We start from the raw sequence: 21,928 nt of genomic DNA, 5'->3' as shown, positions 1-21,928 counted from the left end.
CTAAGTTACGCCGATTCCATCCGAAAACTTCCTCTGCATAACTCCGTTCGACTTGCATGTGTTAGGCACGCCGCCAGCGTTCATCCTGAGCCAGGATCAAACTCTCTTGTTTAAGTGTTTAACCCAGTTAAGATTAACTCTAGCTAATGTTTAACCGTTGCTTGTTTCCAAGCGTTTCTTACTGTTTTTGGGTGTCTTAAAGGTCTTCTTCCGAAGCTTTAAAACTTGTTCTCTGAATTTTCTTTTTTAGAATTTTCAGGGTTGCATTACTGTTTATTTGTCAAGGTTCTGTGTGCTGCTTTCTCAGCCGCAACAGTTGACATCTTATCACATGTCATTTGGACTGTCAAGCACTTTTTTTAACTTTTTTTGTTTCTTTCAAGTTGTTGTTGCAGCGGTTCAACCGGCAACGAAATTGATTCTATCATCCTGATTCGACTTTGTCAACTACAATTTTACATTTTTTTCAAATTCTTTTCAAATTCTTTTTACTTTCCCATGAAACCTGTGATTCTTCCAGTATTCCTGCGGTTTCATTATATATCTCGAACTGCTTCTCCAATTCCTCCAGGAGTCCGGCATATTCGGTAAAAGCCTTGCGGCGTCTCTGTTTTTCCGCTTCCTCCATTTCTTTTTTATAGCAGACACGGTGTTCCATGCTGGCCCACAAATCCATAGCCATGGTTCTCATCTGGATTTCAACAGGAAAATACTCCATGGTATCCCGATAATAAACAGGCACCCCGACTACTAGATGGAAGCTTCTGTAACCGTTTACTTTCGGGCAGCTGATGTAATCCCTTTCTTTTATAATTACAAGGTCCGTCTGGCGTTTCACCGCTTTTGCCAGATTGTAAATATCCTCTACAAAAAAACAGATAATGCGAATGCCTGCCACGTCCTGAAGGTAGTCTCTGGCATTGGCAATACTGGAGGTCAGCTTCAGCCGGAGCAATTTTTCCTCGATGCTCTTTTTTTCCTTCATCCGGTGCTGGATATTATGGATGGGACATACTGTGGTTTTTTCATAAAGAGTATGATTGAGCACCTCCAGCCGGGTCAGCATCATCTGGCATGCATTATGATACGATTCCATCAGCGCATAATATTGTTCATTCGTCATAGTGGCCCCCATCTGCCTGAGCGCAGGCATTTTATAAATTCGTTCTGAAATGAAGCCGAAGCCGCCGCACTATGCAGGACAACCCACCTTCAACAAAAAGGGCCCTGTTTTCCAATCCGAAAAACAAAGCCCCCTCTGCTCTGAATGCTGTTATTTTACAAAAAAAATGTGTGCATTCTGTGTTTCTTCTTTGAGAGTTTTCTTAAATTATTATAAATATCGCAGACTTCACATGAGTGTAATGATCTTTTGGCCGCTGTTAAAAGGGGACCCCGGCAACGGAAAGGATTTTCACCTGTCCGTCACCTTCTCCAGCTCAAACCAGAACTCTACCCCGTTTTCATAGTTGACCACTCCGTACTTCTGATTCATAGATTCCTGGATTGCTTTTACAATAGAAAGGCCCACTCCGCTGCCGCCATATTCTCTTGTCCTGGCTTTATCCACTTTGTAAAATTTTTCCCATAAATGAGGAAGTGAATCCTCCGGGACGGGAATTCCGGTGTTAAATACGGAAACCCTTACCGTTTTGCTTTCCTGGGTCAGTTTGATATCCACGATCCGTTCGCCGTCCAGATGGTTCAGGGCATTGCTGAAATAATTCATAAAGACTTCTTCCGTCTTGAATTCATCTCCCCATACATAAACAGGTGTATCCTGTTCAAAGCGGACAGTGGCATCATTTTGCCTGATGAGGATCTCCGCAGACTGGATGTAATTGTGGATCAGCATCACTATATCAAAGCGTTCCATTGTTATTACTTCATTGCCGAATTCCAGCTGATTCAGCGTGAGAAGCTTTTTCACCATATTATTCATTTTCCCGGATTCATCTATGATAACGTCGCAGTAAAAATTCCTGCTTTCCTCGTCGTCGTCATTTATCCCTTCCTTTAACCCCTCTGCATAGCCCTGAATCAGGGCTATGGGAGTCTTCAGTTCATGAGAGACATTGGAAAGGAATTCCTTACGCATCTCATCAACTTCATTCTTTCTTTCAATATCCTTCTGCAGTTCATTATTGGCCGTCTTCAATTCTGAAATCGTAACTTCCAGAGTATCCGCCATCTGATTAATATGATTTCCCAGAATGGCAATTTCATTAAAACTCCGCCCTTTATATCTGGCATCGAAATCCAGGTGGGTCATCCGTTCTGAAATATGGGCAAGCTCCAGTATGGGATCTGTTATTTTTTTAGAAACGATCCAGATAATAATACCGCTGGCTACCGTAGCCGCAATCCCCACATAGGCCAGGAAACGGTTGGCAATATCAACGCTGTCCCTGATTCCCTCCAGTGCCGTCCTTATAAAAAAAAGATTGCCATTATCAAGGAAGCCCCACATATCCAGGTATTCCATGCTGACCCGGTTGCTTGTTACAAGCTGGACAATATAAAAGGGGCTGTCATTGCGTACCAGGGTTTTATTGGTGATTATGTTTTCTTCATATTTAGAAGCCTTGCCTCCGCCCGGGCCGCTTTTAGGTTCCGGCGTATCAGGATACAGCTTCTCAGAGCCTTCCGCGCTGTCAAAAAGAACATGATTCCACAGCTCTATTTTCAATATGGCAGGATCGCCTCCGCTGACTCTGATGGTTTCGGAGTCTTCGTCCAGTACAAGAATAGAAATATTGTATCTCGCACTGAGCTGCTGCAGATGAATGTCAAAATCATCCGAACTGATACTCCCCTTCTGGGCTGCGGCATTCATCTGATTATATGCATCCATAACTACCGTCTGTTTGTTATGGAAATAATATCTTTCCAGAAAGGTATTATTAATAAACCAGCACAATAAAATTGTGCCGGCCATTAATCCGATAAATATATAAGCAAACTGTTTTCTGATAGAATATTTCATAATCCGCTCCGTTCATGCTGCCGGGGAATGTAATTTATACTTATTCAACCTCGAATTTATATCCCATTCCAGGGGAATGTAATCCACACTTATTCAACCTCAAATTTATAGCCCATTCCCCAGATTGTTTTTATCATGTCGCCTTTGGGGCCCAGCTTGCTGCGGAGTTTTTTTACGTGGGTGTCTATGGTTCTTGCGTCACCAAAGTAGTCGTAATTCCAGACGTTGTTGAGAATTTTCTCCCGTGACAGCGCAATTCCCCTGTTCTCCATAAAATAAGTAAGAAGCTCAAATTCCTTGTAGCTTAAATCCACGTTCTCACCGTCTATGGTTACCATATGCGCGGCTTTATCCAGGTGGATTCCTCCCGCTTCCATGACGTCTCCGGAAGCCGTTTTGCCGGATCTGCGCAGAATCGCCTCCACGCGGGCTACCAGTATCTTGGGACTGAAGGGTTTGGAAATATACTCATCCACTCCCAGAGCGAAGCCCTGAAGCTCATCCTTTTCATCTCCTTTGGCCGTGAGCATGATGATGGGGACCTTGGAATAATTCCTGACTTCCCTGCATACCTGCCAGCCGTCCATCTTCGGCATCATAACGTCCAGAATGATCAATGCAATGTCATTTTGTTCAAAAAAAATATCCAGCGCCTCGCTTCCGTCTCCTGCCTCCACCACATCGTAATTGTTTTTCTGGAGAAAGTCCTTTACCAGCTTGCGCATTCTGCTTTCGTCATCCACAACCAGTATTTTTGTCCGATCCATACCAACCTCGATTCCGCCGTTCCTGATAACCGGCCTTCTCTCTAATATTATAACCGGCACTGCCTCCATCCGGTCCTTTATTCTGTATGTAATAACAGTGTAACAGATATTTATGAAAAACATGTGAACTTTTCAGAGTTTTTCCAACTTTTCAGCCGGCGCTGCACAGCTTTTATTACAGTATACCGAATACTGCATCATGCCTGGTTTTTATCTGTGAACAGCCGTTCCGTTTTCTTCATGACCTTAAAATAGGCCACGATTAAAAATATATCGGCCAGCACCCAGGCCAGCGGGCTCGCAAAACCTGCTGCCACAAAGCCAAACACGGGAACGAGCAGGAAGCCGGCAAGCGCCCTTGCTATCATCTCACTCACCCCGGACAATATGGCAAGCATACTGTAGCCCATTCCCTGAATCAGAAAACGGATATTATTTACAAGGGCCAGCGGGAAATAGAACAATGCGTTGCACAGCAGAAACAGCCTTACATTGGAAAGTATCTCCGTTTCCGTCCTGTCCACAAACAGCAGCGCAAGGCTTCCTCCGGCAAAAAACATCACGGTTAATGCCACTGCCGCATAGGCTGCGCCGATAATATTGGCTGTTTTGATGCCCCTGCGGATACGCTCCGGCTTCCCCGCCCCGATATTCTGCCCCGCATAGGTCGCCATAGTAGCCCCCAGCGCATCAAAAGGACAGGCAAAAAAGCCGCCGATTCTGCTTGCCGCCGTCATGGAGGCTACTGCCACCGAACCCAGGGAATTCACCGCGCTCTGGAGAATAACGCTGCCGATTGCAGTTACGGAATACTGCAGTCCCATGGGGATTCCCATGCCGCACAGGTTCTTTACATATTGTGCCTCCAGCTTCCATTCATCCTTTCTCACATGAAGGATATCGAATTTTTTGCGCATATAAGTCAGACAGCTCACTCCTGAAACAGCCTGGGATACAACCGTGGCCAGGGCAGCTCCCGACACACCCATGTGCAGCACTACAATGCAGATCAGATCCAGCAGGATATTCAGGAATGCCGACAATATCAGGAAATACAAAGGCGTTTTGCTGTCACCCATGGCCCGCAGGATACCGGAAACCATATTATAAAGAATTGTCGCCGGTATCCCTGCAAAAATAATTACAATATAGGTATAGGCGCCACCGATAATATCCTCCGGTGTCCGCATGAGCCGGAGAATGGGCCTGCACAAAAGCACTGTGGCAATTGTCATCACCACCGCAAAAAACAGCGCAAGCCAGGTGCTGTTCGCCACATATTTTCTAAGCGTCTTATCATTTTTGGCCCCAAAGCTCTGCGCTATTGGAATTGCAAAGCCGTTGCAGATGCCCATGCAGAAACCGATAATCAGAAAATTTATGGAGCCTGTGCTTCCCACTGCAGCCAATGATTTCACTCCCAGAAATTTCCCCACAATTATGGTATCCACAAGATTATAGAACTGCTGGAACAGATTTCCGAATAAAAGAGGCACCGCAAACCCCAGTATGAGCTTTAACGGCCTGCCTTCTGTCATATCCCTTGTCATAATTTCTCCCCGCTTCCGCTTATTATTTCTATATGTGGTATATCATATACGAAAAGAGATTACAAACGTTTTTGTAAAAAAATGCAAAAACTGCGTAAGGCCGTCTGTTGGCCCTACGCAGCTTTTTTCAGCATTCATCATTTTTTATCCGTTCCACAATATCTGCGGCAAAGGCTGCGGCTGCTTTCAAATCCTCACTGTCGGGATGCAGGAGCGCTTCGTCAAAATTGCGGAGCAGCGGTTTGATTTTTTCCTCACCCATCCCGTTTTTCTCCATCATTTCATATTTCTGACGGACCTGCATGGGCATTTTTCCCTGGCACATATATGCGCCAAAATATCTGCAGGTTTCCGGAAGCCAGACCTTTACCTTCTGTTCGATACTTTTATAATATTCCATATTGGCGCCCATGCCGCAGGTGCCAAACAGCGCCACATTTTTACCTTCCAGCTCAGACAGCAAATCCACCACCCGCATATCACAGGTTCCCTGATCCGTCCAGAAGCCTATAAAATAGGTTTCCGCATCCTTACCGTTATATTCTTCTATCGGCTGCATATCCTTGGACTCTCCTGGGATCGCCGCAAATATACTGGTCGCCACTTTTTTTGTATTCCCGGTACGGCTTGAATATATAACCATTACGTCCATATTCCGTACTCCTTTCTTTTCCTGCCGCAAAATGGCAGGCGCATCAGAACCTTCCTATTGGAATGCCGCCTCCGCAGCACAGGCCGCCGCCCCCGCAGCACATGTTGCAGATCAGGTTCGCAATGCAGAGCTTCAGGCACCAGTTGCTTCCGTCCATTGCCGGCATTCCGTAAGGGGACTGCTGTGTCTGATACCAGCTTCCGCCGGATTCCATCTGCTGCTGCCATACTCGATACTGCTGGTTTCCCGGTTCCATCGCCGCTGCTTTCTTTGCATGCTCCAGGGCTATCACATTATTTCCAAGCCCTGAATTGGCAATGGAGCTGTAATAATACCATTTTGCAGTTCTCTCACTGATGCCGGAAAGGACGTTAAGGGCTTCCCTGAAATGTCTGCTCTGGATATAGTTAAAGGCCGCGTTCATGTGAACCGTATACTCGTCACCGCCCGCAGCGCTCTGCTGTCTCCGGTAGCTCTGGCCGCCAAAGCCGAAGCTGCCGAATAAATCTTCAAAATCACCGAAACCGCCGTAATTTTGGTAACCGCCTCCATAGCTTCCGGAGCCGGAGCTTCCTGAATAGCTGCTGGAGGTTCCATGCTGTCTTTCATCCATAATCCGCTGGTAAGCCTGCTGGATCTCCTTGAACTTTTCTTCCGCCTGTTCCTTATTCGGATTGTTGACATTGGCATCGGGGTGATATTTTCTGCTCAGTGCTCGATACGCTTTTTTAATTTCTTCGTCAGATGCATCACGGGATACACCCAGTACCTGATACGGGTCACGCATTTTCCTGCTGTTCCTTTCTTCTGCCTCTTACCATCTCGTACCGGCACCAGACGCCGGAGTAAAGAATATTCCGGAGAATATCCGTATTCTCAAGAATGGGGAGTTTTTCAAACGCTCTGGAGCACTCTGCCATCATCATTCTTAAAATCTGATAAACCTTATCATCAAAACCGCTCTCGCCGCGCATGGAAAGGAAGGGATTGAAGTTTCCGTTTTTTTCATCCTTTTCCATATCTTCATAAGCGTCCATCAAATAAATATACTTCCCCAGAAAAAAGCCCATCCTGCGAAGGTCTTCCTCCCACTCGTCTTTTCTGAAGGCAAAAATCTCCGACATTATATTACCAAAACACCCTGCTACAATGTCAAGATTTTTTTCTCCTTTTTTTTCATATTCATGGAGCGCATTCAGTTGGGCGGAAATTACCTCGGCCTTTTCCGGGTACCTTGCCGATGTGTCCCGGAAGGCTTTTTTCAGGATGCCTGCATAACCTCTCTTCCATACCTTTTTCTCATCCTCCCAGTCGTCCATACATTGATAATAGGTAAGGAGGATGTTCATATCCGCCGCATATTCCGTAAAGGAATTCCTTCTTGTGGGATGTTTGTCAAAGGGATGGGCAATGCACTTACACTCGCTTACTTTGTCCTCAGTTTCATAAAGGCCTGTCAGAAGCAGAATCAGAAACGTCATGTCATAGGTTACCGTAATCTGGCCCTTTACACCGTATCTCTCCTTAAGCTCCCGGCAGAAGCCGCAATAATAGGACTGATATAAATCAAAATCCCTGAATTTCAATTCCTGTTTGTTAACAATTACGTACCCGAACATATTTTTCTCCCGTCAGCTCTTCTTGATAAATTCCGTTTGACACTTCGGGCAGCGGATTGCGATTTTCCCTTTTCCCTTCGGAACCCTGATTTTCTGTTTGCAGCCAGGGCATCTGTAAATGTGATGGGTTTTTCTGTCCTTCATATCCCTCTGGAAGGATGCCCATTTTTTTCTGATTCCGGCAGTCATCTGCAGATATTTCTGATTTTCCGCATAGCGCTTTTGGATATTTTTGGAGAACATACGGAAATAGCTGTAAACCAGAACTAATAAGATCAGAAACGACCAGACGGCATTTCTGGTAAAAAGAGAAATGATCATGCACGCCAGCGCCACTCCCATCAGGAATCTGGTAAACTGGTCCACCCCATACCTGCCCTGCATAAACCGTATCAGTTTTTCTTTCATTTTACATGTCTCCCATTCATACAGACTCTTGTGTCTGCTACTCTGTTCTTCATTTTACCCTTATGTACACAAATTGCAATTAACTGGCTGAAAACTTACTATAAAAAAAGTATAAACCTTTTCCCGCTGCCCATACTAGAAATAACCATATCAGAAAAGGAGTGGATGAAAATGCCCATTGATTTCAGGAACAGTGAAACAAAGGATAACCTGATGCGTGCCTTTGCAGGTGAAAGTCAGGCAAGAAACCGTTATACATTTGCAGCCTCCCAGGCTAAAAAGGATGGCCTTCATGTTATTGAAGCCGTTTTTACATTTACGGCCAACCAGGAAAAGGAGCATGCAGAAATTTTTTATAATCACTTAAAGGAGCTTGCGGGAGAAACCATCGTTGTGGACGGCGGCTACCCTGTAGATATTTATCCTGATATAAAGCAGCTTCTTCTGTCCGCACAGCACAATGAATATGAAGAATATGATCCGATTTATAAGGCTTTTGGAGACAAAGCCGCGGAGGAAGGCTTCTCCAGGGTTGCCGCATCCTTCCATATGATCTCCGCAATTGAAAAAACACACGGAGACCGCTTCGGGAAGTTTGCCCAGCTTATGGAACAGAACAGGCTTTTTGTTTCCGATGTGGAAACCGGCTGGATCTGCTTAAACTGCGGCTATGTATACACCGGTACAAATGCGCCGGAAAAATGCCCGGTCTGCGATCACGACAAAGGCTATTTTATCCGCGTATCCATGGCTCCCTTCAGCGAATAGGAAGGCCCTGAAAAGGCATGTGCCAACCGCCAGTCCCGTAACAGGACGGAAAATGGCGGTTGGCACATGCCTTATTTTTTTCTTTTCTTCCGCGGGAATCTGTTATATCATAAAGTGTCAGGAGGATTAGAACATGAAAGCGAATTTAAAACATATGTATGCAGTACGCAGAAACGGATACGGTACTTTCCGAAGGTTCCTGTTTTCCGCTTCTCTGGCGTTGTGCGCTTCCCTCATTTTTACAGGATGCGCCTCCGCAGTATCCGGCCCGGGTGAAATGAGCAGGTCTGAGGAAACGGCAGCCCAGCCGGTTCCGGCGCCGGATGCTGCCGGGGTACTAAAAGTACATTTCATCGACGTGGGACAGGGAGATTCCATACTCATCCAGTCAGGAGCGGAAAATATGCTGGTGGACGCCGGCACCAATGAAAGCGGTCCCACCGTCACCGCATATTTACAATCTCTGGGAGTTACAAAGCTATCCTATCTGATAGGAACACATCCCCATGAGGATCATATCGGCGGGATGGACGACGTTATCCGTGCATTTGACATCGGCACGGTCATCATGCCAGACGTATCCCATACAACGCGGACCTATGAGGATGTGCTGGATGCGCTTCTGGAAAAGGAGCTTCGGGTCACCAGACCAGAGCCGGGCGATACCTATTCTCTTGGAGAGGCTGATTTTACCATTCTCTCCCCTGCCGCAGACATTGCCGAACAGGCGGCAAAGGACGGTGATCTGAACAACCTGTCCGTTGGAATCCGGCTGGCCTTTGGCTCCAATGCCTTTGTTATGTGCGGCGATGCGGAGGCGCCTTCGGAAAAAGCCATGACGGAAAGCGGCCTTTCCCTGAAGGCCGACGTCCTGAAGCTGGGCCATCATGGCAGTTCCACTTCCACCTGCGATGAATTCCTCCAGGCGGTCAGCCCCTCCTGTGCAGTGATTTCCTGCGGAACAGACAACAGCTACGGCCATCCTCACAGGGAAACCATGGAAAAGCTGTCCTCCTCCGGCATCAGGGTATACCGTACGGATGAACATGGAACGCTGATAGCCACTTCAGACGGAAGCCGAATCACATGGGAAACCGCCGCTTCCCCAGGCTCCGGGGAAGCTTTGCCGGGAACTGTGCAGGAAGATGCTCCTAAGGCGGCTACCTATGTACTGAATAAAAACAGCATGAAGTTCCACTACCCGGACTGCGCCTCTGTTGCCCAGATGAAGGAGGCCAATAAAATTTACTATGAAGGAAGCAGGGAGGAAATAACCGGCATGGGCTATTCGCCCTGCAGTCAGTGCAATCCCTGATGTCCGCCCGGGTTACAGGGCTGAAAGGAGAATTTATGAGCTATATCATTGATCGTTTTGAAGGTGATAACGCAGTCTGTGAAAAGGAAGACCGCACCACCCTTCTTGTCCCCCGCTGCGAATTGCCGCCACAGTCCATGGAGGGCGACGTATTGGTGTATGAGGATGGCGTTTACCGAGTAGACAGCGACGCAACACAGGAGCGGCGCAGAAGGATTGAAGAAAAAAGGAAAAGGCTGTTTGGCTGAAGCATGACAGAGAAGGCAGGTATCCCGGAAAAGGATATCTGCCTTTTTTGCTTTCTCTATATATTTCATAAAACCTTGAAGTAAAAACGGTTGGTATCAGCACTTTCCTTCCACCGCCATCAAAAACAAATCGTTAAAACGTTCCAACTCATCATAAACGATACCGTGCCCGCTGTTTTCCAGCTCATACAGCTTGGAGCCCTGGATTGCCATGTGCTGATACTCCGCCAGCAGACTGGATACCACCACATCCTTTTTCCCATGGATGATCACAGTTGGGACATCAACAGCCTTCAGATCATTTCTACCATCCTCATCCCGCAGCGCAATGGCCGCCTGCACCGTACCGATCCCTGAAGCGGAAAGGGCTATATCCTCAAACCAGTTTTTCAAAGGCTCGGACTGGCAGCTTGCAAAAAGCTGTTCATGGCTGAATTTACAGGCCAGCCTGGGACGATCCGTACAGGCTTCCCTGATAAGCCCGTTCACATATTCCCTGGTCAGCCCGTAAGGGAAGCCCTCTCTCCTGGTCCAGCTGGGCGCTGCGGCGGCAAGCAGAATCAGCCGCTCCACGCCGTATCCCTGGAATTTTTTCATATACCGGAGCACGACAGCCCCGCCCATGGAAAATCCGGCCAGCGTAAACCGGTTCAGTCGCAGCGCACACACCACTTTATAAATATCCTCCGCCATCTGGTCATAACAGTAGCCGTCTGCAGGCACATCGGAATTTCCAAAGCCTCTCAAATCCATGGTGATTACCCTGTAACCGCAGGAAATCAGCATCTCCAGCTGGTATTCATACATCAGATGGGACAGCGGCCAGCCATGAATCAGAAGCACCGCTTTCTTTCCCTTGGGGTTATAATCATAGACAGCAAGATTTATATCATCGGATGTCTTTACAAAATACATATTCCACCCATTTCCTGTTTTTGATATTATATGCGGTCTGTACTTATCCAGTGCTTTACCTGCGGCTGAAAAATCCGTTACAGCCGTTTGCCGCCGATTTTACAGAACGGCATTCTCCCATTATCCGGCCACCCTGTACTTCTCCAGATTGGTATGCCTGAAATAAAGAACAAGGCACAGGCTGCACAGAATCCAGCCAAAGGGATACCCCAGCGCTACCCAGATGATTGACTCGGTAATATGAGAAACGGAAAACAGATACACCTGCCGGAAAACAATGAAGCAGGACATCATGATCACCATGGGCGCCTTTGTATTTCCCACGCCTCTGAGCGTCCCCGCGTATATCTGATTGATACACAGCGCAAAATAGAACGGCATTTCAAGGCGGACAAACAACGTGCCATAGGACAGGACATCCGGGCTCTGGTTAAAAAGCCTCACAAGCGAGCCGGCGGCAAGCCACACCGGAATAATGATAACAAGGGCTATACCAAAACAAATCATGAGCCCCACCCTGGTACTCCGCTTCACTCTTTCAAGCTTTCTGGCGCCCAGATTCTGGCCTACAAAGGTGGTTACCCCCATCGAAATACTCTGAATGGGAAGCAGGCAGAATTTATCTATTTTCCCATAAGAGGACCAGCCTGCCATGGCAGCAGAACCAAAATGATTGATATAGGACTGGACAAATACATTGGAAAACGAAGTAACCGCCATCTGCAGCGCGGAAGGCAGATCGATTTGAAATATTTTACGAGTCATCACCGGATTGATTCTTACCTTCCGCGCACACCCTTTTCATTTTTCTCGCCAAAATACTGGGATATAATAATCCCCGAACCGGTCGCCAGTCCGGAAAAAAATCCGATAAAGGTATTTATGATGCTGTCCGTTGTACCCACCGCCGCAAGTGCTTCTTTTCCCACAAAATTGCCCACCACAATACTGTCTACCGTATTGTAAAGCTGCTGAAAAATATTCCCCAGCATCAGGGGAAGTGCAAACAGAAGAATGTTTTTCCAGATAGCGCCCTCTGTCATAAGCGTATCTTTTTTTCTTGTTGCTGCCATAAAGCTTCTGTGAGCCTCCTGTCATGTCTTCCTTAGAGATTGAGCTCCTCCAGATGATATGTCCCGTCAATTATTATATTTTCTTTATTTTGCTCTATAAAAAGCTCCATCTCATCGAAGGATTCAAAGAATTCATTTTCATCTTCCATTTTTGTCATGTCAAAGCAGCTGAGTAAGTATTCCTTGTGCATATTGTTCCCTCCCCATGAAGCCTGTTGCTTCATTTATGTACGTTTTCCGTTCTGTTATACTATAAAATAGAGTAGAAAACCTAAGTCTTCTACTCCATAGCCCCAAAATAATAATAAATTGAATTTGCAGGAAAGCCTTGAACAATTCCAGGTATTACCTTTTTAAAATCGTGTCCAAAAAAGCCCCATTTTATCAGTGTTTTTAATGGACCAGACGAGTCTAAGTCCGAACCGTCTCCTCCGGCTATTTTTGAGACGATGTCGGCGGCCTGGTCCAGCGAAACCTTCGAGCCCTGGCCGGTATAATTGTAATTGATGTCGATGCGGCCGTCGTCCCATAGGTACACGGACGAGACAAAGGCCTCGACAAGCCTCAACCGAAAAGCTGGATCGTTCAGATCTCCGTCCCGGAACTTCTCCAGGAAGAAAACCACCTGATCCCTCTCGATCTCTGGCTCTTTTATTTTCTCGATCGCAATCGCATCCTCGAGCTCAACACGCTCGTTCTCCAGCTCCATCATGCGCTCGGTCGTGGCCTTCGTAATAATCCCGGCCTCGATCGCCTTCATTAAGTTTTTGACCGACGTTTTGACCTCGGCCAGACGGGCTTCCAGGCTGACCAGAACGCCGTCGTCTGCTGCCTCTCTGGCCAGGAAGTCCATCACACCGTCAGCGATCTCCTGGATCGTGTCGTCCTGGAGCACGACTTCCATCGTGTACGCCAGAACAACCTCCTCGATCCAATCCTGGGCCACGTTTTCTTTTTTGCATCCCTGGCGGCGCTTTTTCGCCCCGCATATATAATAATTATACTTGCGGCCGCTCCGGCCATGGCCAGAAGTGCCAACCATAGGCTCGCCACATTCTCCACAGAACAGCTTGCCGGTGAGAAGGAAGTCCGCGCAGCTCCAGTCCTTCGACGGGGCGCGTCTACCTCTCTTGAGCTTTTGTTGTACATCCTCGAACAGCTCGACGGATATTATGGCCGGCATGCCTCCGGGTACCGTGACGTCCATGTAATGGTATTCGCCGATATATTTCCGGTTTTTCAGGATGCGCACGAGGCTATTTTTATTAAACGGCCCGCCCCGTGTCGTCCTAAGGCCTCTGGCATTGAGTTCCTCGCAGATCTCCATCTGTTTGACTCCGGACGCATACTTCTCGAAGATCTCGCGCACGATCGGCGCGGTCGTCTCGTCTATCTCATAATGGTCGTCGTCACTCTTTTTATATCCTAAAACCACGACGCCGTTGGTCCTACAATTCAAAGCATTTCCCTCCAGCCCTCTCGTGATATTTTGCGCAAGGTTCGCGGAATAATACTCGGCATATCCTTCCAGAACGCTCTCCAGAATGATCCCTTCCGGCCCGTCTGGTATCGTCTCTTTTGCATAGAGCACCCGGACACCGTTTTTCTTGAGCCTGGCCTTGTATGTGGCCGAGTCGTACCGGTTCCTGGCGAAGCGGTCCACCTTATAGGTGATCACGATGCTGAAACGGCCCTTTGCCGAGTCTCTAACCATACGCTGGAACGCCGGCCTTGCGTCCGTTTTTCCGGTGAGGGCCTGGTCGCAGTATTCCTCAACGATCCGGATCCCGTTGCGCTCCGCGAAGGCGTGGCACTCTCTGAGCTGGTCCTCAATCGACTCCTCGCGCTGGGCGTGGCTGGAGAAACGCGCATAGATCACACCAACTTGATCCATGCTATCGCCTCCTCTCGTAATATGAGCACAAAAACGTCACTTCTTTTTGTACGTCTGTAATATTTCACAAATTCTATCAATATCCTCGTTGCTCATTTTTTCAAGGTCGTCAAGCTGAGCCCGCACAACCGAGAGTATCTCGTCTTTATGCTCCGGCTTTTCTGGTTTTAGGTTGAGAAAAAAAGACGTAATTGTACTCGTTAGGGAACCAATCAAACCAATACCGGTAATCATTAAAATAATGGCTATGGCGCGCCCGGTCGCCGTGCTGGGAGAAATATCTCCGTAGCCTACGGTTGTTGTCGTAACAAAGGCCCACCAAAAGCCGTCCGACAGCTCCATACCCTCAGCAAAATGAATAGCAACGCCACCAATCGCGACAAGCCCGCAGCTCAACGCTAAAACATACTTGAAACCGTTCGTATCTAAGAAAGCCCGAACACGTTTCAAGAGTCTGAGACTATAAGAGACAAGGCGCGACATTTTTGAAAGTTTTACCAATTTTGCCAACTTTGCAAGCCTAACAATCCTAAAAGCTCTAAAAAATGAATTAAACGGAAAAATAGCAACAAGGTCAAAAATATTTTCTTTGAAAAATATTTTTTTATTCTTTGCAATACAGAGTCGCACGACATAATCGACAACAAAAACAGCAAGCACGATGTTGTCAGCTATGCGCTGCCATTCGTTAAGCCCCCGATCCATGTCAATGATAGCCAGAGATACAGCAAACAGCGCCAAAATTCCGGTTGCAACATCGTAAAACTTCTCCAGCCTTGGTTTCATTTCCATGCAGTCGCCTCCTCTTGTAATATGTGCACAAAGTCAGCCCGCTTTTTATCGCGGGCCTCTTTTGTGTCGTGTGAAATCGACAACGATCACATTGCCGTCTCTTTTTTCACAACCGGTGCCGGATTGCACCGGAGCACCATCATCGCCGACTCTCGCGCGGCATCGGTGGCACATCTCCAGACATCCAGCAGAACACGCTCGTCGCTTGTCAGGCTCTCTTGCTTCCTCTCAGGTGTGGGCTCCGGGAGTTTACGACCATACAGCTCCTCGACGCTGATATTCATGGCCTTCGCTATTTTTATTGCCTGATTTGCGTAAATTTTTGTAGCATCCTTTTCGCCCTTTAAGAGATCGTAAATCGTTGTTTTTGAAACCTCAGCTTCCTGAGCAAACTCAACAACGCTGATCCCTCTGGCTTTTAGATACTTTTCGAGCAATTCGCGCATCTTTTTCACCTCCTTCACATTTTCCATTATACCGGAAAAACACCATAAAATCAAGACTTTTCCACACGAACGGAAAAAAATCCACTTTATCTCTTGACAATTCCGTACGGGTGGAATATTATAATAACATAATTTCCGCACGTGCGGAAAATCAAAAAAGGAGGAACCGCATGGAATACACAGAACACAGAAACTTGAGCGCCGACGATGTAAGGAGCCTTTGCATATCAAAAGAATGGTACACACGAGGCGACTGCCAGGCGTACAGCAACCTACTCAACAGCATCTACGACATGGAGGATGCTGGCACGAACTTCAAGGCTGACAAACTGGCAGAAATCGCCAAAGACATCAAAGATCATAGCGAAACAGACTACACGATCGAGGCGATCATGTGGGAACTTAACAGAATTTCAAACGTCAGCTTTTCAATAGCTGAGCACTAAGAAAGGAGGAACAATATGAGAAAGCCAAAGAGCGCGCCGAAATACCCGAACCTGGTGGCAGAAATGAGCCGCACCGGCGTTGAGATCCAGGATCTCTGCCAGGCGACTGGAAAAAGCAAAAGCAGCATTTACGACTACATGAGAGGCGTCGGAAACGGCGACTTTACAATCGCCGACGCCTTCGCGATCCAGGAAGCATACTTCCCAGGCATGACGATCGCTTACCTTTTTTCTAAAACGCCGGAGCCTGGGGCTGCAGTAGCCACCGCATAGGAAGGAGGAGCGACATGCCACCAAAGGAAGAAACAACACAGATCACCATCGGCGGGAAAACGATCACCCAGGTCGCTGAGCTCTCTGCAGTTCCTGAGGTCGATGCGGTGGATGGCACGATGGCGGAAGCCGCGCAGCAGCTCACAGATGCACTCGTGGCCTTCGGGAGAGCTTTCGCCGACTCTATGAGGCCGGTTGTGGATGCGATCGTCGACACGTTCAGGAACATCGCGGACGCTTTCTGGAACACCTGGCCAAAATATGAGGACGAGATCATCCACAGCGTGGCCACACCGAGACAATGGCACCTATACAAGCACGGGCGGCCAAGGGTTCGGAAGAAATGGAGGAACCAACTGATAAAAAAGGCAATCAAAGCACAAAGAGGAGGTGAAAAAATTTGAAATATAACGAGTTCTACGCTTGCCCGTATTGTGGGAGCGCCCTGGATCCTGGGGAGCGTTGCGACTGCCATGATCAGAAGAAAAAGGAGGAAAAGCATGCAGACAGTAAAGATACAACCAGAAAAGATGCCGGAGCCAGTGAGCGCCGTGCTATACAGATCGCTGGCTGACGCGGTCCGCAGAGCCTTCGCAGACAATAACACACAAAAGGAGTACGAAGCATGGAAGCAAAGACGCTACGCCGGCAAGGCATAAAAAGTGGCGCCGGCCAATATGACCGACGCCGTGGATCATTCCCAGAGCCCACAACTCAGAGGAAGTCCACAACTATGATAACAAAAATCAAGAGATTTTTCAAGAGGCAAAGAAGGCTCGCGAAGCGATACCCTATCGCATACACGGTCCGGATCCTGATCGTCGCCGCTATCATCGCCGGCCTGGTGGCTGGCATATCCAAGCTGGCCAACATCGGAAGAAAAGACCAGGCCCCTCAACTGACAACAGAAAAGCCAGAGCCAACAACAGAGGAGCCGACGACTCAAATTGAGACCGAGGCCGCGACAGAAGAAACGACCACAAGACTGATCGGTTCCATGGACTGGGATGCAGACGAGTCCTACATGATGGCCAAGATGGCCATGGCCGAAGCTGAAAGCGAGGACACAGAGTGCAAGGCTCTCGTGATCCTGGTCATTCTCAACCGAGTCTGGAGTGACAGGTTCCCTGACACCATCGAGGGAGTGATCACGCAGCGGAACGCCTTCGCGCCATACCAAAACGGAAGATACGACCGGGTGGAACCGGACGCCGACTGCTGGGAGGCTCTCGATCTGGTTATGTCTGGATGGGACGAAAGCCAGGGTGCTCTATACTTCGAGACAACCACAGACGGAGAAACATGGCACAGCACGCACCTCGATCGGCTTTTCGAGCATGGTGCCTTAACATTTTACAAGGAAAAATAAGGAGGAACGACATGGAGAACATGAATATTATCGCAACAGAGGAAACATTAACCGAGGCCCTGGAGTCAATCGACTACTCCACCGGCTACGTGGAAGGATCCGACCAGGATCAGGCCGAGGGTGGGCGTCCGTGCTTCACGATAGACAACGACGAGGTGGCTGACTGGGCCATCCGCAAGATCGCAGAGGAGCGCTCAGACTACGAGAGACTCAAAGAGCTGGCAGAAACGCAGATCGCAAAGATCCAGGAGAAGATCGAAGCCGAAAAGACGCGCGCGGAACGTCGCACCGCCTTCCTCACGAGCTGCCTGGCTCAGTATTTTGGAACCGTTGAGCATAAAAAGACCAAAACCCAGGAGACGTACAAGCTCTTGAGCGGCACGCTGGTCCTCAAGAAAGGCGGAGTCACTCAGAAATATGACAAGGACGAGCTTCTGGACTACCTGGCAGCGGAAGGCATGGACGACTATATAAAGACCACCCAGGAGCCAAAGTGGGGCGAGTTCAAAAAGCTCCTCACATTCCAGGACGGCAACGCGATCCTGACAGATACCGGCGAAATGGTCGAGTGCATCCGCGTCGAGGAAAAGCCGGACACGTTCGACATCAAGCTATAAAGGAGGGATAACATGGCAGCAGCTACGACAAAGACCACACCGGCCAAGACCGGCACAAAAGAAACCACGACAAAGGCGGCAGCCCCAGAAAAGAAGGCAGAGGCTCCGGTGAAGGATCTGCGCTCTCTCCCACTGGTGGCCAAGCTCGTGGAAATTAAGAAAAGGATCCCAAGGATCCCAAAGAGCCAGAAAAGTGACAGCGTAAAGTACGCATATATCAACCTGGACGACATTTACGAGCACCTCACTCCGGCCATGAATGAGCTCGGGGTGCTGCTATCCATAAACGAGGAGGCGGCAACAAGGCACGCAGACAACGGGGACCCGGTATTCTACACCAACTACATCCAGCACACCAAAAACGGTGAGCGCATGGTGTGGATCTACGAGGGCGACCTGGCCATGGAATGGATCAACATCGACAACCCAGAGGATCGCATGAGCGTCATGCTTCACGCCCTGGGAACCAATGACGCCGGACCAGACAAGGCAAAAGGCTCCGCCTTCACCTATTGCTTGAAATACTACTTTTTCGAGCTTCTCGGCATTGACCAGGGCCAGGATGATCCGGACAACAAGGACAACACGCGGCCCCTGGATGCTGAAACAGAATACACCGGAGGGTACCGAAACACCAGCAACCACCAGGCAGCGGGATCGAGCGGAGGGGACCAGAAGCGGCTTACAGAGGCACAGCTCAACCGCATGTACAAGAAGGGCGAAGCTGCTGGGGTGACTCCGGCAGACGTTGACGCCTGGATCCTCAAAAAATTCAACGTAAGCGATCCGGGAGCTATGAGCCGCAAGCAATATGACGACACTTGCACAGCTCTCGACCGCCAGGCAGCAAGCCAGGCAAGCAACCAGGAAGGAGGCCCAGTATGAGCCACAAACCAGCGAAACCAATCCAGCAGCAGATCCAGGACCTCATAAACGTGAGAAAAGCCAGACTGCAGAAAGAGATCCAGGAGTTTGAACAGAAAAAAAGAGACGCCGAGTATGTGTACGGACTAGGCGGAGGAACCACCGGAAGATGCGAAAAAGCGATACAGATCCGAGAGGACGAGCTTGAGGAGCTCGAAGCACTGAGCAAGTCATACGGCGGACCGGTCACGACAACGATCAAAACGACCATGTACCGCTACCGCTGCCAGTGTGGAAGCATAGTCGAGACGCGTCAACCGGTGTCTCGCGAGTATATCGACTGCCCGTTTTGCCGTGGGGGGATCTCGAAGGTAACACAAGAGAAAAAAGAACGCGAGATCATCCTACCGCCAAAACCTAACTACTACACAATGGAAGAATGGAGAAAAGCGCATGAATAAAGTAATTGAGGTGGGACGACTCACCAGAAATCCAGAAATAAGATACACACAAGGAGCTGAGCCGATGGCGATTGCCCGGTACACTCTCGCCGTCGATCGTAGACAAAGCAGAAACAGCGACAACCAGCAGTCGGCCGACTTCATACCTTGCGTGGCCTTCGGCAAGCTGGCAGAGTTCGCCGAGAAGTATCTGGCCCAAGGCACGAAGATCGTGATCGAGGGCCACTTGCAAAGCGGCAGCTATACCAACAAGGACGGCAACAAAGTCTACACCCTGGACGTGATCATCGAGTCCCAGGAGTTCGCAGAAAGCAAAGCGGCAAACCAGAGCCACACCGGAAATAGCAAGCCCGCTCCCACCGGACCAGTAGACGGCGACGGCTTTATGAATATACCGGACGACATCGCCGGAGAGCTACCATTCAATTAAAAACACGAAGGAGGTGCCGGTATGGCAGAGAATGACGGGAAAAAGGGCTTTGTCTTATACCTGGACTACGCGCAGCACCTCGATCAACTGACTGACGCCGAAGCGGGCCAACTGCTTCGTGCAATATTCTCACATGAGGATCCTGATAAACCGGAGCCCACTCTCCAACCAGGAGCGGTCAGCATGGCCTACTCGTTCATACGAGCCCAACTTGACCGCGATCGTCAGAAATACGAGGAAAAATGCGAAAGACTGAGGCAAAACGGCTCGAAAGGCGGCAGACCTAAAAAAGCAAATGCAGAAATAGAAAACCAAGAAGAACCAAAAGAAACCAAAAGGTTTTCTAAAAAACCTACAAAACCTGATACAGAAACAGAAACAGTCACAGATACAGATACAGAAACAGAAACAGAAAAAACAGTATATACACCACCGGCCGAGCCGGATGGTGACAACGCGAAGAAAGAACCGCTCCAGGATCGTCGCTTCGACGAGTTCTGGAAGCTCTACCCGAAGAAAGTCGGGAAGCAAGCAGCGAAAAACTCCTGGAAGCGGATCAAACCAAACGCCGAGTTGTTTGAGCGGATCCTGGCAGCAGTCCAGAAGGCAAAGAACTCAGCACAATGGACCAGGAACAACGGCCAGTACATACCAAACCCGGCCACATGGCTGAACCAAGGGCGCTGGGATGATGAACTGGAACCGGCAGCAGCATCCGGATCAACCGCACCACAAGGATCCGGCCAGAAATTTGACGCCGGCAGATACCTCAAGGAGAAGCTGGCATCGTTCGAGGAGGGATAACATGACAGAAAAGAACGCGACCGAGCTGGTCATGGTGATCGTCAGAGCATACCCGAACGCGGCACGCTTCGACAGCATTGAGGCCATAGAGGACACAATCGCCCTCTGGGCCACACAGTTCGCAGACGATCCGGTCGAGCTCGTGGCAATAGCGACCAACCAACACATACAGACGAGCAAGTGGCCGCCAAGCATCGCAGAGATCCGCGAGCTCATGGCCAGGGCATCCAACCCGGACCTACTGCCGCCGGATCAGGCGTGGCTACTGGTGAGCGACCTGATCGCCGGCCACGGTGAGTTCGGAGGAGAGGCAGCTCTGGCGGACATGCCGGAAATGATACGCCGGGCCGTCGAGTCGATCGGATGGACGACGCTGATCGAAATGCACCGCCAGGCATACAGAGGCGGAAAACCTGGACTTGACCGGGTGGCCTTCATGGACCAATACAAGCCAGTATATGAGCGAGAACGCCAGAAGGCTCAACTCTCCCCTACTCTCAGGAAGCAGATCGAGGCCATAGAGGACAGATCGGCAGCGGGAGGCGCCGGGAAGTCACTGGAGATAGCTCAGGCGCGACGCATCGAGCACGAGAACATATACAGACGGCTGAGCGGGATGCAACCGCTGGCAATTAACGCAGACACCACGGAGCCTTCGCTCCTGGGGGATAGAAAAGCACCCACGGATCAGAAAGATCCTGGAGATAAAGGAGGAAACATATGAGCAAGAAACAAGCAGTAAAAAGCAGCGTCGACCTCAACACCCTATGCGGTGGAGCTTTTGCGGAGAAGGTCAACGAGGCACTCGTCCAGGTGGGCGAGAACATCCAGAACATGAACACCGACGCCACGAAAAAGAGAAAGATCACGATCACACTAACTTTTGCGCCAAATAAGACCAGGCAGCTCGTGAGCACACAGATCGGCGTCACCACTACCCTCGCAGCGACGGAGGCCATCGACACCCAGATGATCATGGGCGTGAACATGAGGACCGGTCAGCTAGAGATCGCCGAGTACGATGGCCAGATACGCGGCCAAATGTCGTTCGACGACCTTGCAGAGAGCAAGGAGGACGAACCCCAAGAGGCTCAGGAGCCAGAAAAGCCGGCCGGCAAGCCTCTTGACTTGAGAAATAGAAACAAGGCCCAGGACGAGGACTTCGATCCTGAAACTGGTGAGATCTTGACCGGAAAGGTCGTACCAATGGGAAAAACAGCGCAAGCATAAG

The 21,928-nt window shown here is 49.1% G+C and carries 30 protein-coding genes and 1 rRNA gene; 15 read left to right on the top strand and 16 right to left on the bottom strand.

What is annotated here, in order from left to right; all coding sequences use genetic code 11:
* The 9 genes from FYJ45_RS20025 to FYJ45_RS19985 all read right to left on the bottom strand — a co-directional run.
* Window positions 1–112, bottom strand: a 16S ribosomal RNA gene (locus FYJ45_RS20025); the annotation flags it as partial.
* 354 nt (window positions 113–466) lie between these two features.
* A complete protein-coding gene (locus FYJ45_RS20020) occupies window positions 467–1,123 on the bottom strand; it encodes a GTP pyrophosphokinase (RefSeq protein WP_154466955.1) in 657 nt (218 codons plus the stop codon).
* A 291-nt stretch (window positions 1,124–1,414) separates the two neighbouring features.
* A complete protein-coding gene (locus tag FYJ45_RS20015) occupies window positions 1,415–2,986 on the bottom strand; it encodes a sensor histidine kinase (protein ID WP_021636318.1) in 1,572 nt (523 codons plus the stop codon).
* Between the two features lie 89 nt (window positions 2,987–3,075).
* The gene (locus tag FYJ45_RS20010; RefSeq protein ID WP_154466960.1) at window positions 3,076–3,753 is read right to left on the bottom strand and encodes a response regulator transcription factor; all 678 of its coding nucleotides are present in this window, start codon (window positions 3,751–3,753) and stop codon (window positions 3,076–3,078) included.
* A 197-nt stretch (window positions 3,754–3,950) separates the two neighbouring features.
* The gene (locus FYJ45_RS20005) at window positions 3,951–5,303 is read right to left on the bottom strand and encodes an MATE family efflux transporter (RefSeq protein ID WP_154466954.1); all 1,353 of its coding nucleotides are present in this window, start codon (window positions 5,301–5,303) and stop codon (window positions 3,951–3,953) included.
* 127 nt (window positions 5,304–5,430) lie between these two features.
* The gene (gene bilS / locus FYJ45_RS20000; protein ID WP_025490233.1) at window positions 5,431–5,955 is read right to left on the bottom strand and encodes a flavodoxin family protein BilS; all 525 of its coding nucleotides are present in this window, start codon (window positions 5,953–5,955) and stop codon (window positions 5,431–5,433) included.
* Window positions 5,956–5,998: 43 nt separating this feature from the next.
* Window positions 5,999–6,742 carry a DnaJ domain-containing protein gene (locus FYJ45_RS19995; RefSeq protein ID WP_154466953.1) on the bottom strand — a complete coding sequence of 248 codons (744 nt, stop codon included), beginning with the start codon at window positions 6,740–6,742 and terminating at the stop codon, window positions 5,999–6,001.
* Entirely contained in the window at window positions 6,735–7,574 is an 840-nt protein-coding gene (locus tag FYJ45_RS19990) for a DUF5685 family protein (RefSeq protein WP_154466952.1), read from the bottom strand. Before FYJ45_RS19990 ends, FYJ45_RS19995 begins: the two co-directional genes overlap by 8 nt.
* A gap of 12 nt (window positions 7,575–7,586) precedes the next feature.
* Complete coding sequence (locus FYJ45_RS19985) at window positions 7,587–7,982, bottom strand: hypothetical protein (RefSeq protein ID WP_021636312.1); 396 nt, start codon at window positions 7,980–7,982, stop codon at window positions 7,587–7,589.
* Window positions 7,983–8,153: 171 nt separating this feature from the next.
* Here FYJ45_RS19985 and rbr point away from each other — a divergent pair, with 171 nt between their 5' ends.
* From rbr to FYJ45_RS19970, 3 genes are all read left to right on the top strand, one after another.
* A complete protein-coding gene (rbr, locus tag FYJ45_RS19980; RefSeq protein WP_025490235.1) occupies window positions 8,154–8,750 on the top strand; it encodes a rubrerythrin in 597 nt (198 codons plus the stop codon).
* A gap of 154 nt (window positions 8,751–8,904) precedes the next feature.
* The gene (locus tag FYJ45_RS19975; protein ID WP_154466959.1) at window positions 8,905–10,065 is read left to right on the top strand and encodes a ComEC/Rec2 family competence protein; all 1,161 of its coding nucleotides are present in this window, start codon (window positions 8,905–8,907) and stop codon (window positions 10,063–10,065) included.
* Window positions 10,066–10,100: 35 nt separating this feature from the next.
* On the top strand, window positions 10,101–10,313 hold the full coding sequence (locus FYJ45_RS19970; protein WP_154466951.1) for a DUF3006 domain-containing protein: 213 nt from the start codon (window positions 10,101–10,103) through the stop codon (window positions 10,311–10,313).
* Between the two features lie 96 nt (window positions 10,314–10,409).
* Here the strand turns inward: FYJ45_RS19970 and FYJ45_RS19965 are convergent, their stop codons facing one another.
* From FYJ45_RS19965 to FYJ45_RS19940, 7 genes are all read right to left on the bottom strand, one after another.
* Window positions 10,410–11,228 (bottom strand): alpha/beta fold hydrolase, encoded by an 819-nt coding sequence (locus FYJ45_RS19965; protein WP_154466950.1) that lies wholly within the window; start codon window positions 11,226–11,228, stop codon window positions 10,410–10,412.
* A 120-nt stretch (window positions 11,229–11,348) separates the two neighbouring features.
* Complete coding sequence (locus FYJ45_RS19960) at window positions 11,349–11,993, bottom strand: MATE family efflux transporter (RefSeq protein ID WP_235930912.1); 645 nt, start codon at window positions 11,991–11,993, stop codon at window positions 11,349–11,351.
* Window positions 11,994–12,007: 14 nt separating this feature from the next.
* The gene (locus tag FYJ45_RS30900) at window positions 12,008–12,301 is read right to left on the bottom strand and encodes an MATE family efflux transporter (protein ID WP_235930911.1); all 294 of its coding nucleotides are present in this window, start codon (window positions 12,299–12,301) and stop codon (window positions 12,008–12,010) included.
* A gap of 32 nt (window positions 12,302–12,333) precedes the next feature.
* A complete protein-coding gene (locus FYJ45_RS19955) occupies window positions 12,334–12,492 on the bottom strand; it encodes a hypothetical protein (protein ID WP_154466949.1) in 159 nt (52 codons plus the stop codon).
* 89 nt (window positions 12,493–12,581) lie between these two features.
* Window positions 12,582–14,195 carry a recombinase family protein gene (locus FYJ45_RS19950; protein ID WP_154466948.1) on the bottom strand — a complete coding sequence of 538 codons (1,614 nt, stop codon included), beginning with the start codon at window positions 14,193–14,195 and terminating at the stop codon, window positions 12,582–12,584.
* A 36-nt stretch (window positions 14,196–14,231) separates the two neighbouring features.
* A complete protein-coding gene (locus FYJ45_RS19945; RefSeq protein ID WP_154466947.1) occupies window positions 14,232–14,987 on the bottom strand; it encodes a potassium channel family protein in 756 nt (251 codons plus the stop codon).
* Between the two features lie 86 nt (window positions 14,988–15,073).
* Window positions 15,074–15,433, bottom strand: a complete 360-nt coding sequence (locus tag FYJ45_RS19940) for a helix-turn-helix transcriptional regulator (RefSeq protein ID WP_207708438.1) — start codon at window positions 15,431–15,433, stop codon at window positions 15,074–15,076.
* Between the two features lie 170 nt (window positions 15,434–15,603).
* Here FYJ45_RS19940 and FYJ45_RS19935 point away from each other — a divergent pair, with 170 nt between their 5' ends.
* The 12 genes from FYJ45_RS19935 (at window position 15,604) to FYJ45_RS19880 (ending at window position 21,927) form a co-directional block, all read left to right on the top strand.
* The gene (locus FYJ45_RS19935; RefSeq protein ID WP_154466945.1) at window positions 15,604–15,879 is read left to right on the top strand and encodes a hypothetical protein; all 276 of its coding nucleotides are present in this window, start codon (window positions 15,604–15,606) and stop codon (window positions 15,877–15,879) included.
* Between the two features lie 15 nt (window positions 15,880–15,894).
* Window positions 15,895–16,152, top strand: coding sequence for a hypothetical protein (locus FYJ45_RS19930; protein WP_154466944.1), 258 nt, complete (start codon window positions 15,895–15,897; stop codon window positions 16,150–16,152).
* A gap of 14 nt (window positions 16,153–16,166) precedes the next feature.
* The gene (locus FYJ45_RS19925; RefSeq protein WP_154466943.1) at window positions 16,167–16,556 is read left to right on the top strand and encodes a hypothetical protein; all 390 of its coding nucleotides are present in this window, start codon (window positions 16,167–16,169) and stop codon (window positions 16,554–16,556) included.
* Window positions 16,553–16,726: a hypothetical protein gene (locus FYJ45_RS19920; RefSeq protein WP_154466941.1), complete on the top strand. Its 174-nt coding sequence runs from the start codon at window positions 16,553–16,555 to the stop codon at window positions 16,724–16,726. Before FYJ45_RS19925 ends, FYJ45_RS19920 begins: the two co-directional genes overlap by 4 nt.
* 159 nt (window positions 16,727–16,885) lie before the next feature.
* Window positions 16,886–17,521 carry a cell wall hydrolase gene (locus FYJ45_RS19915; RefSeq protein WP_154466958.1) on the top strand — a complete coding sequence of 212 codons (636 nt, stop codon included), beginning with the start codon at window positions 16,886–16,888 and terminating at the stop codon, window positions 17,519–17,521.
* Window positions 17,522–17,532: 11 nt separating this feature from the next.
* Window positions 17,533–18,138: a host-nuclease inhibitor Gam family protein gene (locus tag FYJ45_RS19910; protein ID WP_235930910.1), complete on the top strand. Its 606-nt coding sequence runs from the start codon at window positions 17,533–17,535 to the stop codon at window positions 18,136–18,138.
* 12 nt (window positions 18,139–18,150) lie between these two features.
* Window positions 18,151–19,023 carry an ERF family protein gene (locus FYJ45_RS19905; protein WP_154466939.1) on the top strand — a complete coding sequence of 291 codons (873 nt, stop codon included), beginning with the start codon at window positions 18,151–18,153 and terminating at the stop codon, window positions 19,021–19,023.
* A complete protein-coding gene (locus tag FYJ45_RS19900; RefSeq protein WP_154466937.1) occupies window positions 19,020–19,463 on the top strand; it encodes a hypothetical protein in 444 nt (147 codons plus the stop codon). The genes FYJ45_RS19905 and FYJ45_RS19900 overlap by 4 nt, the downstream gene beginning before the upstream one ends.
* Window positions 19,456–19,893 (top strand): single-stranded DNA-binding protein, encoded by a 438-nt coding sequence (locus FYJ45_RS19895; RefSeq protein WP_154466935.1) that lies wholly within the window; start codon window positions 19,456–19,458, stop codon window positions 19,891–19,893. The genes FYJ45_RS19900 and FYJ45_RS19895 overlap by 8 nt, the downstream gene beginning before the upstream one ends.
* 21 nt (window positions 19,894–19,914) lie before the next feature.
* Window positions 19,915–20,697 (top strand): DUF6291 domain-containing protein, encoded by a 783-nt coding sequence (locus FYJ45_RS19890; RefSeq protein WP_154466933.1) that lies wholly within the window; start codon window positions 19,915–19,917, stop codon window positions 20,695–20,697.
* Between the two features lies 1 nt (window position 20,698).
* On the top strand, window positions 20,699–21,421 hold the full coding sequence (locus FYJ45_RS19885) for a replicative helicase loader/inhibitor (RefSeq protein WP_195841902.1): 723 nt from the start codon (window positions 20,699–20,701) through the stop codon (window positions 21,419–21,421).
* Window positions 21,418–21,927: a replication protein gene (locus FYJ45_RS19880; RefSeq protein ID WP_195841901.1), complete on the top strand. Its 510-nt coding sequence runs from the start codon at window positions 21,418–21,420 to the stop codon at window positions 21,925–21,927. The genes FYJ45_RS19885 and FYJ45_RS19880 overlap by 4 nt, the downstream gene beginning before the upstream one ends.
* Window position 21,928 lies beyond the last annotated feature (1 nt).

The organism is Eisenbergiella porci (genome assembly GCF_009696275.1).
Taxonomy (GTDB): domain Bacteria; phylum Bacillota; class Clostridia; order Lachnospirales; family Lachnospiraceae; genus Eisenbergiella; species Eisenbergiella porci.
This window is presented reverse-complemented; position numbering and strand designations above follow the sequence as displayed.

Bases quoted from the DNA above. Each gene is read 5' to 3' on its own strand.
- FYJ45_RS19880 (WP_195841901.1), top strand. From the start codon at position 21,418: ATGAGCAAGAAACAAGCAGTAAAAAGCAGCGTCGACCTCAACACCCTA.
- FYJ45_RS20020 (WP_154466955.1), bottom strand. From the start codon at position 1,123: ATGACGAATGAACAATATTATGCGCTGATGGAATCGTATCATAATGCA.
- FYJ45_RS19945 (WP_154466947.1), bottom strand. From the start codon at position 14,987: ATGGAAATGAAACCAAGGCTGGAGAAGTTTTACGATGTTGCAACCGGA.
- FYJ45_RS20015 (WP_021636318.1), bottom strand. From the start codon at position 2,986: ATGAAATATTCTATCAGAAAACAGTTTGCTTATATATTTATCGGATTA.
- FYJ45_RS19995 (WP_154466953.1), bottom strand. From the start codon at position 6,742: ATGCGTGACCCGTATCAGGTACTGGGTGTATCCCGTGATGCATCTGAC.
- FYJ45_RS19905 (WP_154466939.1), top strand. From the start codon at position 18,151: ATGGCAGCAGCTACGACAAAGACCACACCGGCCAAGACCGGCACAAAA.
- FYJ45_RS19965 (WP_154466950.1), bottom strand. From the start codon at position 11,228: ATGTATTTTGTAAAGACATCCGATGATATAAATCTTGCTGTCTATGAT.
- FYJ45_RS30900 (WP_235930911.1), bottom strand. From the start codon at position 12,301: ATGGCAGCAACAAGAAAAAAAGATACGCTTATGACAGAGGGCGCTATC.
- FYJ45_RS19950 (WP_154466948.1), bottom strand. From the start codon at position 14,195: ATGGATCAAGTTGGTGTGATCTATGCGCGTTTCTCCAGCCACGCCCAG.
- FYJ45_RS19915 (WP_154466958.1), top strand. From the start codon at position 16,886: ATGATAACAAAAATCAAGAGATTTTTCAAGAGGCAAAGAAGGCTCGCG.
- FYJ45_RS19900 (WP_154466937.1), top strand. From the start codon at position 19,020: ATGAGCCACAAACCAGCGAAACCAATCCAGCAGCAGATCCAGGACCTC.
- FYJ45_RS20010 (WP_154466960.1), bottom strand. From the start codon at position 3,753: ATGGATCGGACAAAAATACTGGTTGTGGATGACGAAAGCAGAATGCGC.
- FYJ45_RS19930 (WP_154466944.1), top strand. From the start codon at position 15,895: ATGAGAAAGCCAAAGAGCGCGCCGAAATACCCGAACCTGGTGGCAGAA.
- bilS (WP_025490233.1), bottom strand. From the start codon at position 5,955: ATGGACGTAATGGTTATATATTCAAGCCGTACCGGGAATACAAAAAAA.
- FYJ45_RS19975 (WP_154466959.1), top strand. From the start codon at position 8,905: ATGTATGCAGTACGCAGAAACGGATACGGTACTTTCCGAAGGTTCCTG.
- FYJ45_RS19940 (WP_207708438.1), bottom strand. From the start codon at position 15,433: ATGCGCGAATTGCTCGAAAAGTATCTAAAAGCCAGAGGGATCAGCGTT.
- FYJ45_RS19970 (WP_154466951.1), top strand. From the start codon at position 10,101: ATGAGCTATATCATTGATCGTTTTGAAGGTGATAACGCAGTCTGTGAA.
- FYJ45_RS20005 (WP_154466954.1), bottom strand. From the start codon at position 5,303: ATGACAAGGGATATGACAGAAGGCAGGCCGTTAAAGCTCATACTGGGG.
- FYJ45_RS19955 (WP_154466949.1), bottom strand. From the start codon at position 12,492: ATGCACAAGGAATACTTACTCAGCTGCTTTGACATGACAAAAATGGAA.
- FYJ45_RS19935 (WP_154466945.1), top strand. From the start codon at position 15,604: ATGGAATACACAGAACACAGAAACTTGAGCGCCGACGATGTAAGGAGC.
- FYJ45_RS19910 (WP_235930910.1), top strand. From the start codon at position 17,533: ATGGAGAACATGAATATTATCGCAACAGAGGAAACATTAACCGAGGCC.
- FYJ45_RS19895 (WP_154466935.1), top strand. From the start codon at position 19,456: ATGAATAAAGTAATTGAGGTGGGACGACTCACCAGAAATCCAGAAATA.
- FYJ45_RS19890 (WP_154466933.1), top strand. From the start codon at position 19,915: ATGGCAGAGAATGACGGGAAAAAGGGCTTTGTCTTATACCTGGACTAC.
- FYJ45_RS19925 (WP_154466943.1), top strand. From the start codon at position 16,167: ATGCCACCAAAGGAAGAAACAACACAGATCACCATCGGCGGGAAAACG.
- FYJ45_RS19885 (WP_195841902.1), top strand. From the start codon at position 20,699: ATGACAGAAAAGAACGCGACCGAGCTGGTCATGGTGATCGTCAGAGCA.
- FYJ45_RS19990 (WP_154466952.1), bottom strand. From the start codon at position 7,574: ATGTTCGGGTACGTAATTGTTAACAAACAGGAATTGAAATTCAGGGAT.
- rbr (WP_025490235.1), top strand. From the start codon at position 8,154: ATGCCCATTGATTTCAGGAACAGTGAAACAAAGGATAACCTGATGCGT.
- FYJ45_RS19960 (WP_235930912.1), bottom strand. From the start codon at position 11,993: ATGACTCGTAAAATATTTCAAATCGATCTGCCTTCCGCGCTGCAGATG.
- FYJ45_RS19985 (WP_021636312.1), bottom strand. From the start codon at position 7,982: ATGAAAGAAAAACTGATACGGTTTATGCAGGGCAGGTATGGGGTGGAC.